Annotated in this window: 13 protein-coding genes; 11 read left to right on the top strand and 2 right to left on the bottom strand. The window is 60.5% G+C overall.

What is annotated here, in order from left to right; genetic code table 11:
* Positions 1-142 precede the first annotated feature (142 nt).
* From FFS64_RS26465 to FFS64_RS26425, 9 genes are all read left to right on the top strand, one after another.
* Positions 143-1,231, top strand: a complete 1,089-nt coding sequence (locus FFS64_RS26465) for a polyamine ABC transporter substrate-binding protein (protein WP_137807751.1) — start codon at positions 143-145, stop codon at positions 1,229-1,231.
* The gene (locus FFS64_RS26460; RefSeq protein WP_137807750.1) at positions 1,228-2,529 is read left to right on the top strand and encodes an FAD-binding oxidoreductase; all 1,302 of its coding nucleotides are present in this window, start codon (positions 1,228-1,230) and stop codon (positions 2,527-2,529) included. Before FFS64_RS26465 ends, FFS64_RS26460 begins: the two co-directional genes overlap by 4 nt.
* Before the next feature lie 135 nt (positions 2,530-2,664).
* Positions 2,665-3,261 (top strand): paraquat-inducible protein A, encoded by a 597-nt coding sequence (locus tag FFS64_RS26455; protein WP_137807749.1) that lies wholly within the window; start codon positions 2,665-2,667, stop codon positions 3,259-3,261.
* A complete protein-coding gene (locus FFS64_RS26450; RefSeq protein WP_137807748.1) occupies positions 3,258-3,914 on the top strand; it encodes a paraquat-inducible protein A in 657 nt (218 codons plus the stop codon). The genes FFS64_RS26455 and FFS64_RS26450 overlap by 4 nt, the downstream gene beginning before the upstream one ends.
* Positions 3,895-5,571, top strand: a complete 1,677-nt coding sequence (locus FFS64_RS26445; RefSeq protein WP_137807747.1) for an intermembrane transport protein PqiB — start codon at positions 3,895-3,897, stop codon at positions 5,569-5,571. The genes FFS64_RS26450 and FFS64_RS26445 overlap by 20 nt, the downstream gene beginning before the upstream one ends.
* 17 nt (positions 5,572-5,588) lie before the next feature.
* Entirely contained in the window at positions 5,589-6,146 is a 558-nt protein-coding gene (locus tag FFS64_RS26440; protein ID WP_137807746.1) for a membrane integrity-associated transporter subunit PqiC, read from the top strand.
* 220 nt (positions 6,147-6,366) lie between these two features.
* Positions 6,367-7,380 carry an iron ABC transporter substrate-binding protein gene (locus FFS64_RS26435; RefSeq protein ID WP_137807745.1) on the top strand — a complete coding sequence of 338 codons (1,014 nt, stop codon included), beginning with the start codon at positions 6,367-6,369 and terminating at the stop codon, positions 7,378-7,380.
* Between the two features lie 3 nt (positions 7,381-7,383).
* Positions 7,384-8,982 (top strand): iron ABC transporter permease, encoded by a 1,599-nt coding sequence (locus FFS64_RS26430; protein ID WP_137807782.1) that lies wholly within the window; start codon positions 7,384-7,386, stop codon positions 8,980-8,982.
* Entirely contained in the window at positions 8,979-10,049 is a 1,071-nt protein-coding gene (locus FFS64_RS26425) for an ABC transporter ATP-binding protein (RefSeq protein ID WP_137807744.1), read from the top strand. Before FFS64_RS26430 ends, FFS64_RS26425 begins: the two co-directional genes overlap by 4 nt.
* 64 nt (positions 10,050-10,113) lie before the next feature.
* Here the strand turns inward: FFS64_RS26425 and xerC are convergent, their stop codons facing one another.
* The gene (xerC, locus tag FFS64_RS26420) at positions 10,114-10,959 is read right to left on the bottom strand and encodes a tyrosine-type recombinase/integrase (RefSeq protein ID WP_256660546.1); all 846 of its coding nucleotides are present in this window, start codon (positions 10,957-10,959) and stop codon (positions 10,114-10,116) included.
* A gap of 271 nt (positions 10,960-11,230) precedes the next feature.
* On the opposite strand from xerC, the gene FFS64_RS26415 reads away from it, so the two are divergent.
* Positions 11,231-12,607, top strand: a complete 1,377-nt coding sequence (locus FFS64_RS26415) for a UDP-glucose/GDP-mannose dehydrogenase family protein (protein ID WP_137807743.1) — start codon at positions 11,231-11,233, stop codon at positions 12,605-12,607.
* 174 nt (positions 12,608-12,781) lie between these two features.
* Here FFS64_RS26415 and FFS64_RS26410 read toward each other — a convergent pair whose 3' ends face one another.
* Positions 12,782-13,747 (bottom strand): LysR family transcriptional regulator, encoded by a 966-nt coding sequence (locus tag FFS64_RS26410; protein WP_137807742.1) that lies wholly within the window; start codon positions 13,745-13,747, stop codon positions 12,782-12,784.
* A gap of 296 nt (positions 13,748-14,043) precedes the next feature.
* On the opposite strand from FFS64_RS26410, the gene argH reads away from it, so the two are divergent.
* Entirely contained in the window at positions 14,044-15,471 is a 1,428-nt protein-coding gene (gene argH / locus FFS64_RS26405) for an argininosuccinate lyase (RefSeq protein ID WP_137807741.1), read from the top strand.
* Positions 15,472-15,613: the final 142 nt, after the last annotated feature.

Here is a 15,613-nt window from a genome sequence, read left to right as displayed (position 1 = left end):
GGGAGCGAGCTTGCTCGCGATGGCGGTCTGTCAGCCAACGGAGATGTTGAATTTACTGGCCTCATCGCGAGCAAGCTCGCTCCCACAAAAAAGCGAACCAACGAATCACCTGAAAAAACCAATAATTCCAAGAGGTGTCGATATGCGTCTATTGAAATCCATGGTCCCGCTCGCCCTGGCAGCCCTGTGCAGTGCCGTTGCCCAGGCCCAGCCACAGGTCAGCGTCTACAACTGGACCGATTACATCGGCGAAACCACCCTCGCCGATTTCCAGGCCAAGACCGGGATCAAGGTGATCTACGACGTCTTCGATTCCAACGAAACCCTGGAAGGCAAACTGCTCGCCGGGCGTACCGGGTATGACGTGGTGGTGCCGTCCAACCACTTCCTGGCCCGCCAGGTGAAAGCCGGCGCGTTCCTGAAACTGGACCGCGCACAGCTACCGAATTTCAAGAACCTCGATCCGAAATTATTGGCATTGCTGGAGAAAAACGATCCAGGCAACGAACACTCGGTGCCGTACCTGTGGGGCACCAACGGCATCGGCTACAACGTCGACAAGGTCAAACAGGTGCTGGGCATCGACCACATCGATTCCTGGGCGGTGCTGTTCGAACCGGAAAACATCAAGAAGCTCAGCCAGTGCGGCGTGTCGATCATGGACTCGGCGGATGAAGTGTTCCCCGCGGTACTCAACTACATGGGCATGGACCCACGCAGCGAAAACCCCGAGGACTTCAAAAAGGCCGAAGCCAAGCTGCTGAGCATCCGTCCGTACGTCACCTACTTCCACTCCTCCAAGTACGTCTCGGACCTGGCCAACGGTGACATCTGCGTCGCGTTCGGTTACTCGGGGGATGTGTTCCAGGCCGCCAATCGGGCCAAGGAAGCCAACAACAACGTGAACATCGCCTACGCGATTCCCAAGGAAGGCAGCAACCTGTGGTTCGACCTGCTGGCCATTCCCGCCGACGCCGGCAACCCGAAAGAGGCCCACGCGTTCATCAATTATCTGCTCGACCCGCAAGTGATCGCCAAGGTCAGCACCTCGGTGGGCTACGCCAACCCGAATCCCGCCGCCAAGCAGTACATGGACGCTGAGCTGGTCAACAACCCAGAGGTTTACCCGTCCCAGGAAGTCCTCGACAAGCTCTATATCTCGACCACGCCACCGCAGTCGATCATGCGTCTGATGACCCGTTCCTGGAGCAAAGTGAAGTCCAACCAATGAACCAGTACACCCAGGAACATACCCACTCCTACTACGCCGCCTCGGCCCATGGCCTGGCGCCCTTCCCAACCCTGGCCGAAGACCTGGTGGCCGATGTCTGCGTGATCGGTGGCGGGTTTACCGGCGTCAACACCGCAATCGAACTGGCCCAGCGCGGGCTCTCGGTGATCCTGCTCGAGGCCCGGCGGATCGGCTGGGGTGCCAGCGGGCGTAACGGCGGGCAATTGATTCGTGGCATCGGCCATGACGTCAGCGGATTTGCCCGTTATGTCGGCGCCGAAGGCGTGCGCTATATGGAACGCGCGGGCGTCGAATCGGTGGAACTGGTCGGCCGGCGCATCCGTGAGCACGGCATCGATTGCGACTTGCGCTGGGGCTTCTGCGAACTGGCCAACACCCCGGCGCAATACGCCGGGCTGAAGGCCGAACACGCGCAGCTGATCGAGTCGGGCTATGCCCATGAAACCCGTTTGGTCGAACCCGGGCACATCAGCCAACAGGTCGTGAACTCGGACCTGTATGCCGGCGGATTGATCGACATGGGCTCGGGGCACCTGCATCCGCTGAATCTGGTACTGGGCGAAGCTCAGCTCGCGCAATCCCTGGGCGTGCGGATTTTCGAGCAGAGCCCGGTGCTGGAATTGATCCATGGCAGCACGGTGCAGGTGCGCTGCGCCGCCGGCACAGTACGCGCCGGCAGCCTGGTCCTGGGCTGTAATGCGCACCTGGAAGAACTCGAACCGAAACTCAGCGGCAAGGTATTGCCGGCGGGCAGCTACATCATCGCCACCGAACCCTTGTCGCCGGAGCTGGCTGCGCAGTTGATCCCGCACAACCTGGCGCTGTGCGACCAGAAAGTCGGCCTGGATTACTACCGACTCTCGGTGGACCGGCGCCTGCTGTTCGGCGGTGCCTGCCATTATTCCGGGCGCGATCCACGGGACATCGCCGCGTATATGCGCCCGCAGATGCTCAAGGTTTTCCCGCAACTGGCCAATGTGCGCATCGACTATCAATGGGGTGGCAAGATCGGCATCACCGCCAATCGTTTCCCGCAGGTCGGCCGCCTGGGTCAGTACCCCAACGTGTACTACGCCCAGGGCTATTCCGGCCATGGCCTGAACGTGACCCACTGGTGTGCAAAGTTGCTGGGCGAAGCGATCCATGCCGGACACAGCCAGGGTTTCGACGTGTTCAGCGCCGTGCCGCACATGACCTTCCCCGGAGGTCGCGCCCTGCGCTCGCCACTCCTGGCCTTGGGTATGTTGTGGTATCGCATGCGCGAGGTGCTTGGCTGAAAAAATCAGATCGCTCCCACAGGTTTTTGCGCCACATGTGCGGTCCTTCGTTATGCCTTTCGATTTGCTCAATTGCGAGTCACTTCTATATTGAGGGGGTGCTCATCAATTCCTGCCTTCTGTCGAGTCCGGCCCATGGCGACGAGTGACCCACTGATCATCTGCGAGCACTGCGACTGCGTGTATGAAAAAGTCACGCTCGCCAAACATCAGAAGACCTTGTGCACACGCTGCGGCGGCGTGCTTCAGCGCTATAACGGTCTGACGGTGGAGCAGCGCCTGGCATTGACCTTCACCGCCCTGATGCTGTGGATCTTCGCCAATTTCTACCCGGTCATGAGCATCAGCCTAAAAGGTCTGAAGAACAGTGCGACGCTGTGGGATTCGGTGCTGGCCCTGAGTCTGGGGCCGATCACGTTCATCGCGATGGTGGCCGCGATCGCCATGATCATCGCACCGATTTTCCAGTTGGCGCTGCTGATCTGGGTCCTGAGCTTCGCTCTCGCCAACCGGCGTTCGCCGGCTTTCAAATTCTGCATGCGCTGGCTGGAAACCCTCAGGCCCTGGAGCATGCTGGAAGTCTGCCTGCTGGGGGCGATGGTCGCAGTGATCAAACTTGCCGGTTTACTGGATGTGTTGCCCGGCATCGGCCTGTTCGCCCTGGCCATCCTCAGCCTGATGATGATCCGCGTCGCCGGCCGCGATATCCGTGATCTATGGGAAATCCCATGACTACGCCACCCGTCGCCAGCGATCTCAACCTGTGCCTGTGCCACACCTGCGGGCTGGCCTGTGACATGACCCATGAGCCCCATGAATGCGAGCGCTGCGGCGCCCCGCTGCATCGGCGCAAGACCAACTCGTTGTCCCGAACCTGGGCTTACATGCTTGCCGCCCTGGTGTTTTACATCCCGGCCAATCTGTTGCCGGTGATGAACACCAAAATGGTCGGCAGTGGCGCCGACAGCACGATCATGAGCGGCGTGCTGGAGTTCTGGCAGCACGGTGCCTGGGACATTGCCCTGATCATTTTCATCGCCAGCATTGCGGTGCCGGGCGTCAAGTTCGTCGCCCTGACGCTGTTGCTGGTCACGGTGCAACGCAATAGCCAATGGGCATGCAAGGAGCGGTCAAAGATGTACCGCTTCGTCGAGGTCATCGGCTACTGGTCGATGCTCGACGTGATCGTAGTCGCCCTGGTGGCCTCTCTGGTGAAGTTTCAAGCCCTGGCCGACATCGAGCCGCGCCCGGGCATTCTTTTCTTTGGCCTGGTGGTGGTGTTCACCATGCTGTCGGCGATGAGTTTCGACCCGCGGCTGATCTGGGATGCCAAGGGCGAAAATCCACATTTTGAGGAGGTCAAGGATGAAGCAACAAGCCACTGAAGGGCCGCAAGCCCCTGGCCAGGCGCCCATCAAGACTCGCCGTTTCAGCGTGTCGCTGGTATGGATCGTGCCGATCGTCGCGGTGCTGGTGGGGATTTCCCTGGTGATTCACAGCATCATGCAGGAAGGGCCGACCATCACCGTCAACTTCAAGACCGGCAGCGGCCTGACGGCCAACAAAACCGAAGTCAAATACCGCAGCGTGGTGATCGGCCAGGTCACGGATGTGGAACTGAGCGATGACCAGAAGAGCGTCAACGCGACCATTAAACTGGCCAAGCAGGCGGAAAGTTTTACCCGCGAGGACTCGCAATACTGGGTGGTGCGCCCGCGTATCGGCGCCGGCGGCGTGTCGGGCATCGATACCCTGCTGTCCGGGGACTACATCGGCGCCGATATTGGCCAGGCCAATGCCCGCGCCAAGAACTTCAAGGGCCTGGAAAATCCGCCGCCGATTACCTACGGCGAACCGGGCAAGCGTTTCACCCTGCACACCCAGGACCTCGGCTCGCTCGACATCGGATCACCGGTCTACTACCGCAAGATTCCCGTGGGCCAAGTGGTGGCCTACGCTCTGGATCCCGACGGCAAAGGGGTGAACATTGAGTTATTCATTCATTCGCCCAATGACGCCTACGTGACCGAGAACACCCGTTTCTGGAATGCCAGCGGTGTCGACGTGAACGTCGGGGCCAACGGTTTTTCGGTCAAGACTGAATCGCTGTCATCCATATTGGTCGGTGGCATTGCCTTCCGCGCGCCGGAATACAGCCCCGATGACAAACCTGCGCCCGAAGAATATGCCTATGAACTGTTCGACGATCAGCAAACCGCTCTCGCCCCACCCAACGGCAAGCCGCAGTTCCTGGCGTTGCGCTTCGATCAGGCGTTGCGCGGGCTCAGGGTCGATGCGCCGGTGGAGTTCCTCGGTATGGAAATCGGTAAAGTGGTGTCGGTCAATCTGGACTTCGACGCAAAAAAACGCAGCTTTCCGGTCAACGTCGGCATCGTGATTTACCCGCAGCGCCTGGGTCAGGCCCACACCAAGATGCTCAAGGCGTTGAATCATGACCCCAACGATGAAGCCGCGAGCGTACGACTGATGGGGACTTTCATCGAGAATGGCCTGCGCGCCCAGGCCCGCACAGGCAATCTGCTGACTGGTCAATTGTACATTTCGCTGGACTTTTATCCGAAAGCGGAAAAAGTCGCGTTCGATCCGACCGTACGCCCGGTCTCCATTCCGACCGTTCCCGGCAGCCTCGAACAGCTGCAGGAAAAAATCGAAGCCATGGTCACCAAAATCAATCAACTGCCCATCGAGCGCATCGCCGACAACCTGGACGGCAACCTGGTGGAACTGCGCAAAAGTCTGGGCCAATTCAACGCCAAAACCCTGCCGAGCGTGCAAACCACCCTGATAGGTGTCAGCAAGACCCTGCAATCGGCCGATACCACACTAAAATCCGCTAACTCGACCCTGGCCGACGATTCGCCGCAAAGGGAAAAACTGGGGGAGACGCTGGACGAGCTTGGACGCACATCGCGCTCCTTGCGTGACCTCACGGACTACCTGGGCCGGCACCCGGAATCGTTGATTCGCGGCCGTCCCAACAATGCCGCGCCCATTGATCTGCAAGGGCCGCCAAGCAAATGACCACAGGAGCATCATTCATGGGTTTTGCGCTGAAGATTACATTGATCGCTGTGCTGTCATTGCTCGCCGCTTGCCGCAGCGACCCGATTCAGTTCCACACCTTGACCCCAGCCCAGCTGAGCAGCAATTCAAGGTCCACCGCGGAGATCCAGATCGAGAGTCTGATGGTGCCGCCGCAGGTCGATCGCCCGCAGATTGTCGTGCGTCAGGGCAACACCGGCATGGCCATCCTCGAAACCGACTGGTGGGGCGCCAGCCTGGTGGATGAATTGCGCGCCGCCCTGCTCGATCAGATGGTCAATAGCAATCCCCAGCGCAAAATCTCGGTGCGAGTCGATGTACAGCGGTTCGATTCGATTCCCGGTCAATACGGGTTGATCGATGTGAAGTGGCGCCTGCGCAACGGCGACGACACCCTGCAGCCTTGCCGCAGCACGATACAAACACCTTCCGGACCGTCCATCGATGAACTGGTGGCGGCGCAGCAGAACAATGTCAGACGCCTGGCGGCGCTGATCAGCCAGGCAGCGAGCAATACACAAAAAGGCTGCCCGTCCGCCAATGCCAGCCAGTAACACAATGCATCCTGTGGGAGCGAGCCTGCTCGCGAAGGGGGCGGGTCAGACACATGAATGGTGAATGACACACCACATTCGCGAGCAGGCTCGCTCCCACAAGGTTTCATCAGTGGTTTAGCTCCACAAACATGCAAATGATTCCTATTGATCTACAATAATCGACGTTGTCCTCGTCGAATCTGCTTGCTCGAAACCAAAAAAAAGGAGCTGCCATAGCATGATTTCCCGAATCCCGTCTTTCCTGAAACAAGCCCTGCTGATCACCGCGCTGATGAGCGTCGGCCACGTGTATGCCGCCGCCGACGTCGGCATTGTGGTGTACAACGCGCAGCACGAAGGCCTGACCAAGGCCTGGGTTGAAGGGTTCACTCAGGACACCGGTATTCCTGTCACCTTGCGCAACGGCGATGACACCGAAATGGGCAACCAGATCGTGCAGGAAGGCGCCGCCTCGCCAGCCGACGTGTTCCTGACCGAAAACTCTCCGGCCATGGTCCTGGTGGACAACGCGGGCCTGTTTGCACCGGTCGACCAGACCACCCTGGAGCAAGTCGATGCCGCCTACCGTCCAGCCCACGGCAAATGGGTGGGGATCGCCGCACGCTCCACGGTGTTCGTCTATAACCCGAGCAAACTGCCTGAAGCCCAATTGCCAAAATCGATCATGGACCTTGCCGACCCGAGCTGGAAAGGTCGCTGGGGCGCGTCGCCGGGCGGTGCCGATTTCCAGGCGATCGTCGCCGCGATTCTCGAACAGAAAGGCGAAGCCGCGACCCTCGACTGGCTCAAAGCGATGAAAACCAACTTCACCGCCTACCGCGGCAACAGTTCGGTACTCAAGGCGGTGAACGCCGGGCAGATCGACAGCGGCGTGATCTACCACTATTACAGCTTTGTCGATCAGTCCAAGACCGGCGAAAACAGCAAGAACACCGCCCTGTACTATTTCAAGCACAAGGACCCGGGAGCGTTTGTCAGCATCTCCGGCGGCGGTGTCCTGGCGTCCAGCAAACACAAGGAACAAGCCCAGGCGTTCCTGAAGTGGATCACCGGCAAGGACGGTCAGGCCATCCTCAAGGACGGCAAATCGTTTGAGTATGCCGTGGGCAAGAACGCTCAATCCAACCCTAAACTGCTGCCTTTGCAGCAGCTCGACGCGCCAACGGTCGATGCTTCGAAACTCGACAGCAAAAAAGCCGTGGAGCTGATGACTCAGGCCGGACTGCTTTAATTGATACCTGAAACCCTGCCGGCGGGTGTCGCCCAAACCTCACCCGCCAATCTGCATCGACGGTCACGCGGCCTGTTCGCGAGCCGTGGTGGCGCGTGGGTGGTGGGTTTGTCGGTGCTGATGTCGTTGCTGGCGCTGCTGCCCATTGCGTTTGTCATCGGCGTGTACCTGCAAACCGGTTGGTCCGCCCTGGTGCCGCTGGTGTTCCGTCCGCGGGTCGGCGAACTGCTGGTCAATACCGTGTTGCTGGTGGTCATCACAGTGCCGCTGTGCATCGCACTTGGCGTGACACTGGCGTGGCTGACCGAACGCACCCATCTACCGGGACGCCGCTGGTGGTCTTTACTGGCGACCGCGCCGCTGGCGGTACCGGCGTTCGTGCACAGTTATGCCTGGGTCAGTCTGGTTCCGCCCATTCACGGGTTATTTGCCGGTGTATTGGTCTCGGTCATTGCCTACTTCCCGTTTCTTTACCTGCCGGTTGCCGCCACGTTGCGCCGCCTCGATCCGGCCATCGAAGACGTCGCCGAGTCCCTGGGGCTCAAGCCTTGGGCGGTGTTTTTCCGCGTGGTGTTGCCGCAATTGCGCCTGGCCATTTGCGGCGGTGCCTTGCTGGTCGGCCTGCACCTGCTGGCCGAGTACGGCCTGTACGCGATGATCCGTTTCGACACCTTCACCACGGCGATTTTCGATCAGTTCAAGTCCACCTTCAACGGCGCCGCCGCCAACCTGCTGGCCGGCGTGCTGGCGTTGTGTTGCCTGGCGATGCTGACCGTCGAATCGGCTGCCCGTGGCCGTGCGCGCTACGCCCGCGTCGGCTCCGGCAGTGCCCGGGAGCAACGGGTTATCTGCCTGAAGCCCCCGGCAATGATACTGGCGCTGGCCCTGCAAATCGTCACCTGCGCCCTGGCGCTGGGCGTCCCCTTGATCACCCTGGGCAAATGGTTGATTGCCGGCGGCCTGCAAGTCTGGGACATGAGCGAGCTGCTGCCGGCACTGGAACAGACTTTGTTGTTCGGCGTGGCGGGCGCGCTCCTGACCACCTGTGCCGCCATCCCGATTGCCTGGCTGTCGATTCGCTCGCCGGGCCGCCTGCAACGGGTGCTGGAAAGCTGCAACTACATCACCAGTTCCTTACCGGGAATCGTCGTGGCCTTGGCCCTGGTCACCGTGACCATCCATTTTGCCCGGCCGATCTACCAGACCACGATTACGGTGCTGCTGGCGTACCTGCTGATGTTCCTGCCCCGCGCGCTGGTGAGTCTGCGCGCCGGTATCGCTCAGGCGCCCGTTGAACTGGAAAACATGGCCCGCAGCCTTGGCCGTTCGCCGGCCCGCGCGTTGTGGCTTATCACTCTGCGCCTGGCCGCGCCGGGCGCAGCCGCAGGCGCTGCGCTGGTGTTCCTGGCGATCACCAATGAACTGACCGCCACCCTGCTGCTCGCACCCAACGGCACGCGCACACTGGCCACCGGATTCTGGGCCTTGACCAGCGAAATCGATTACGCGGCGGCGGCGCCCTATGCCCTGCTGATGATTGTGCTGTCGCTTCCGTTGACCGGAATTCTTTATCACCAATCCAAAAAAACGGCTGGCCGATGAACGCTCTTGAATTGCATTCGCTCAGTAAATCCTACGGCGCACACCAAGCCCTGGAAAACGTCAGCCTGTCGGTACCCGCCGGCAGTCGCACGGTGATTGTCGGGCCTTCGGGATCGGGCAAGACCACCTTGCTGCGGATGATCGCCGGCTTCGAGTTTCCGGACTCAGGGCGGCTGTCGCTCAATGGCCAGACCCTGGTCGACAGCACTCACGAGGTGCCGGCGCATCAGCGCCTGATCGGCTATGTACCCCAGGACGGCGCGCTGTTCCCGCACATGACGGTGGCCGCCAACATCGGTTTCGGCCTGGCGACCAAAGGCAGCGAAAAGCAGAATCGTGTCGCAGAGTTGATGGACAGCGTGGCCCTTGATTCGAACATGGCCGAGCGCTGGCCCCATGAACTGTCCGGCGGCCAACAGCAACGGGTAGCCCTGGCGCGCGCCCTGGCCCAGCAACCGCGGCTGATGCTGCTGGACGAGCCGTTTTCGGCGCTCGATACCGGCCTGCGCGCCAGCATGCGCAAACTGGTGGCACGTTTGTTGGCGGAGGCTGGTGTCACCACCATTCTGGTCACCCATGACCAGAGCGAGGCGCTGTCCTTCGCCGACCAACTGGCGGTGATGCGTCATGGCCGGCTGGTACAGTCCGGGCACCCTCTGGACCTTTACCGCTATCCCGACGATGCCCAGACCGCGCTGTTTCTCGGCGACGCGGTGGTCATGCCCGCCCGCATCGAGGCAGGCTGGGCGCACTGCGATCTGGGGCGGATACCGGTCAACAACCATCGCAACAACAGTGCAGCGCAGATCATGTTGCGCCCCGAGCAACTGCAACTGGCCAGCGTCTTGCCCCATACCGCGGAAGTCGTGGGTTGCCGCGCCGTGGTGACCGATCGGGATTTCAGCGGCAACACCTGCACCCTGACCGTGGAATTGCAGTCTTCGGCCTCCGGCGAGCAGTCGGGACGATCACTGCTGGTGCGCAGCTCCGGCATGTACGCGCCACCGGCCGGCAGCGCCGTTCATGTCTCCACCATCGGCCATGCCCACGTGTTGAGCGAGCCTTAACCCGCCCCCCTGTAGGAGCGAGCTTGCTCGCTCCTACAGGGGGATTTGGTTTAACACCCGCCGATCAAAGATCGAAGCGATCCACCGCCCGGCGCCGTTCGTTGTCGTCGCGCACGTCGTAGTTGGCGGTGGTCTGGATGTTGCTGTGGTGGGCGAGTTTCTGCGCGATCGACAGATCGTGTTCTTCGATCACCCGGGTGATGAATGAACGACGGAAATCATGGGGCATGATTTTCACCCCCACCTGCGCCCCGCGCTGGCGGGCAATGTAGTAGATCGCGTGTTTGGTGATGCGCTCGCGGGTGATGTGGCTGCCACGGCGAATGCGATTGAACAGGAAGCTATCGTCCGCTTCACCTTCCTTGAGCTGTGAACGGCGTAATTCCAGCCAGGCATCGAGTTTGGCGAAGGCCCAGGCCGGGGCGTACTTGATCAGTTGTTTGTTGCCCTTGGCCGTGACCCGCAAGCTACGCTCGGTGAAGTCCACCTGGTTGAGGTCGAGGTTCACCGATTCCGACTTGCGCATGCCCGAGCCGTACAGAATCCCGATGATCGCCGCGTCCCGCAGGCCCTGGGGGCGTGGATCGGCGGCGCAGACTTCCATCAGTTCCTGGATCAACGTGCGTCGCAGATTGCGCCCCTGGGACAGCCGGGTGCCGGCAATGCCCTTGACCGAGCGCATTTTCAGCAAGTGCTCCTGGCTGATCAGGCTCATGCGCCACGCTTCGTTCATCACCCCGCGCACCGCGTTGACGTACAGCGACGAGGTATTGGGCGCGTAACCGTCGGTGCGCAAGGTGGCCACCAGCGCAATCACGTCCTCGGGCTGCAGTTCGTACCAGGGAATCTCTTCGATGTTCACGTCTTCGAAGCCCAGGCGGTCGGCGGCGTCCTGCAATACGTAGCGCATGGTCAGTTGGCTGGACGGCGCCAGGCGCGCCAGATACAGGGTCAGCGGGTTGGGCTTTTGGGGAGTTGCAGCAACAGCGGGTAAGTCAGTCAAACGAAACAGCCTTGAATGAAAAAAGTACAGAAGTGGACCAAACGGCAGGCCGTAACGCTGCAGGTCTGGGCCGGGAAAGTCAATTGTCGAGCAGTCCAGGACGTCAACTTGCCGATAGATGAACTGAAACATGGCGCTGTTAATCCTCTTCCTGAATGGATCAGGACAGGAATGCCCCATGAAAATCAGCGTGTTTGGCAGCGGTTATGTGGGTCTGGTTCAAGCAGCGGTTCTGGCTGAAGTCGGCCATGACGTGGTGTGCATGGACATTGACCCGAAAAAAGTCGAGCTGTTGCAACAGGGCCACGTGAGCATTTTCGAACCGGGGCTGGCCAGCCTGGTGCGCGAAAGCCTGGACGCCAGACGCCTGCAGTTCACCACGGACGAAAAACTCGCCGTGCAGCATGGCCAAGTGCTGTTCATCGCGGTCGGCACGCCGTCCCGGGACGACGGCTCGGCGGATTTGCGTTACGTGCTGGCGGTGGGTGAAGCCGTGGCGCGGCACCGTGAACAACCGGTGATCCTCGTGGAGAAGTCCACGGTGCCGGTGGGCACCGGCGATACCTTGCGCGCGCACATCGACAAATGCCTGATCAAGGTCGGACGCTTGCTGCAGTGCGATATCGTCTCCAACCCCGAGTTTCTCAAGGAAGGCTCGGCCGTGGCCGATTGCCGGCGCCCGGACCGTATCGTCATCGGTTGCGAGCGCGATGAGGTACGCGAGGTGATGCGCGACCTGTACGCGCCGTTCAACCGCAACCATGACCGCATCATGTTCATGGACCTGCGCAGCGCCGAGCTGACCAAGTACGCCGCCAACTGCATGCTGGCGACCAAGATCAGCTTTATCAACCAGATGGCCGAACTGGCCGAACACCTGGGAGCCGACATCGAATCGGTGCGCCTGGGCATCGGCGCCGACTCGCGCATCGGCTACCACTTCATCTACCCCGGCTGCGGCTACGGCGGTTCGTGCTTCCCCAAGGACATGCGCGCCCTGATCCACAGCGCCGAACAAGCCCATTGCTCCAGCGACCTGCTGCAAGCAGTGGAAGCCATCAACCAGCGGCAAAAACACAAACTGTTCGAGCGCATCAAGGCCTTCTACCAGGGCGATTTGCGTGGCAAGACCTTTGCGCTGTGGGGGCTGGCGTTCAAACCCAACACCGACGACATGCGCGATGCGCCGAGCCGGGTGCTGCTTGAAGCGCTGTGGGCCGCTGGCGCCAATGTGCGAGCATTCGACCCGGAAGCCATGCAGGAGACCCAGCGACTGTACCCCGATGAAGCGAAGCTGATGCTCATGGGCACGCCGGAGTCGGTGTTGAATGGCGCCGACGCGCTGATCATCTGCACCGAATGGCAGCCATTCAAGGCCCCGGATTTCGAGCTGATCCGCCAACGACTCAATGCCCCGGTGATCTTCGACGGTCGCAATCTCTACGACACCGAACGCCTGGCTCGCGCCGGTTTCACGTACTTCCCGATGGGGCGTGGCGAGTCGCGCAAGTTGCCGATTCCGTTGCAGAGTTGGCCTGCTGTTTCGGTGGCTTGAGGACTCATTGGCATAACTGCTGGAAGCTTTCAAAGTTACTGTTTGCTGGTTGTGAATACACAAACCCTGTGGGAGCGGGCTCGCCCGCGATAGCGATTTAACGATCTACATATATGTTGAGGCTGATATCGTCATCGCGGGCGAGCCCGCTCCCACAAGGGGCGCATCAAGCCATTAGATTGTGGCTTTCAGGTCGACACCCAACGCCTGGGCAAACGCCTTCACCAACGGACTGCGCACGGTGTTGTGCCGCAGGATCAGATTGAACGGCGTGTCGATATGGATCAGCTCTGGACACAGCGCTCGAAACTGCCCCTGCGCCACCCAATTGGCCGCGTAATGCTGTGGCAGAAAACCCACGAAACGGCCGGTCCTGATCAGCAGCGCCACGGCCTCGACCTGGGTCGCAGAAGCAGAAAAGCTGTCGTAGTGGGCAAAGTTGAGTTTGTCGCGATGGATCGCGTAGCGGTGGTTGATGCATTCGTAATCCTTGAGCATGTTGCTGCTCATCTGATCCGCCGGCATCGAGAACAAAGGGTGGCCAACGGCGCAATAAACCTCGGAGCGTTCCTCGTACAACGGGTAGTAATCGAACTCTTCCCGCCGTTGATAAACCGGCACAATACCCGCCACCAGTCGCCCCTCGACAACGCCACGTTCAACCTCATCCAGTTGTGATGCCTGGAGTTGAAATCTTACTTTAGGCGATTGTTCGTTAATTGTTCTAAGGGCAGCAACTAACGGTGATTGCGGATCGGAAATCGTATTATCAATAACCCCCACGCCAAGATCGCCGATAAGTTCATTCTGTGCTGAACTAAGCCGGTCACGAAAGTTGTCAACCGAGGCAAATAAGTCAATCGACGCCTGGTACACCAGACGCCCTTCTTCGGTCAGGTGAAAGCCTTCCCGACCTCGGGTGCACAGACGCATGCCAATGCGGATTTCCAGGTCGGATATCTGTTTGCTGATGGCTGCCAGCCCCACGTTCAACTCGTTCTGTGCCGCACTGAAACCGCCCGCTTCGACCACCGCCTTGAACACCTTGAGCAATTTGAAATCCAGCCCGCTCAGGGCCAGCGGTGCCCGTTGCAGCGTTTTAGGCGGCGGGTTTCCGGAATTGGAAAGTGGGGTTTCCATAATGCTTATTTACCTCTGGCGCCCGATTCAACAACCTGTGTCCAACAACAAAAACATAGCTGGCCTAATAATAATGAACACAGAAAACCAGACTTGGCAACCACACAGAAATTCCGAACTTCAGTGCCAAAACACTGATTTCGAAGCATTAAAAGCTGACACTTCGATCAGCTCTCGCCCTTTTGCAACTGCGCTAGTCCCCTGCCCCTGATTTTTATCTGACCTGACGACGCCCTGATGGGTATTTCAGGCCTGGCATAACGATTTCGTTCGCATTACCGACGAGGAAAACAACCATGTCTCAAGCCACCGACCGTCTCTGGGGTGCTCGCTTCAAAAGCGGTCCGTCCGAAGCCCTGGCCGCGCTGTCCCGTTGCCCCGAGCGCTATTTCCGCCTCACCCCGTACGACCTCGCCGGCTCCAAGGCCCACGCCCGGGAATTGCAGCGCGCTGGCCTGCTGAGCGATCAGGAAACCCGGACCATGCTCGATGCGCTGGAGCAGATCGGCGCCGACTTCCGTGCTGGCAGTATCGCGCCGACCCTGGACGACGAAGACGTTCACACCTTCATCGAGCGCCTGTTGACCGAACGTCTCGGCGCCCTGGGCGGCAAGCTGCGCGCCGGCCGTTCGCGCAATGACCAGACCGCCAACGACCTGCGTCTGTTCCTGCGCGATCATGTGCGCACCCTGGCCGTCGAAGTGCTGGCCCTGCAGCAGGCGCTGGTCAATCAGGCCGAACAACACGTCGAGAGCATCTGCCCCGGCTTCACCCACTTGCAGCAAGCGCAGCCGATCGTGTTCGCCCATCACCTGCTGGCCCACGCGCAATCGATGCTGCGTGACGTGCAACGCCTGGTGGACTGGGACGCACGCACCTCGCTGTCGCCACTGGGCGCGGCAGCCATGGCCGGCTCGGCCATCGCCCGTTTGCCACAGCAGTCGGCCAAGGAAATGGGCTACAGCGGCGTGTGCGAAAACTCCATCGACGCCGTGGCCAGCCGTGATCACGTCGCCGAATTTCTGTTTATCGCCAGCATGCTCGGGATCAACATCTCACGCCTGGCTGAAGAGTTCTGCCTGTGGTCGTCGCGGCAGTTTCGCTGGGTCGCGCTGGACGATGCCTACGCCACTGGCAGCTCGATCATGCCGCAGAAGAAAAACCCGGACATTGCCGAACTGGCGCGAGGCAAGGCTGGCCGTTTGATCGGCAACCTGACCGGTTTGCTCTCCACGCTCAAATCCCTGCCGCTGTCCTACAACCGCGACTTGAGCGAAGACAAGAACGGCGTGCTCGACAGCGTCGACACGCTGCTGTTGGTGCTGCCGGCCATGGCCGGGATGGTGGCGACCATGACGGTCAACGTCGAAGAGTTGCGTCGCCAGGCCCCGCTGGGTTTCACCCTCGCCACTGAAGTGGCCGACTGGCTGGCGGTGCGCGGCGTGCCGTTCAAGGAAGCCCACGAAATCACCGGTGCGCTGGTCAAGGCCTGCGAGAAACACGACATCGAGTTGTGGGAAGCCTCGCCGGCGTTGCTGGCCGAGATCGATCCGCGCCTGACGCCCGAAGTGCGTGACAGCCTGACCCTGGAAGCCGCCATCGCCGCCCGCAGCGGCTGGGGCGGCACTGCGCCGCAGCAGGTACGCGAGCAGATCGGCCGGCTGAAAACCGCCCTCGCTGCGCAGCAAGCCTGGACCGAGAACTATCAGGGCTTCCGCCTCTGACACGCACACATACCACCTGTGGGAGCGAGCCTGCTCGCGAAGAGGTCATCACATTCAACATCAATGCTGAATGACCCACCGCCTTCGCGAGCAGGCTCGCTCCCACAGGGAATGTGATGGATTTGAAAGAACAGTGTACGGA

The organism is Pseudomonas sp. G(2018) (assembly GCF_005502415.1).
GTDB lineage: Bacteria > Pseudomonadota > Gammaproteobacteria > Pseudomonadales > Pseudomonadaceae > Aquipseudomonas.
Note: the sequence above shows the minus strand (reverse complement) of the source record. Positions and strands in the feature narration are given on the sequence as shown.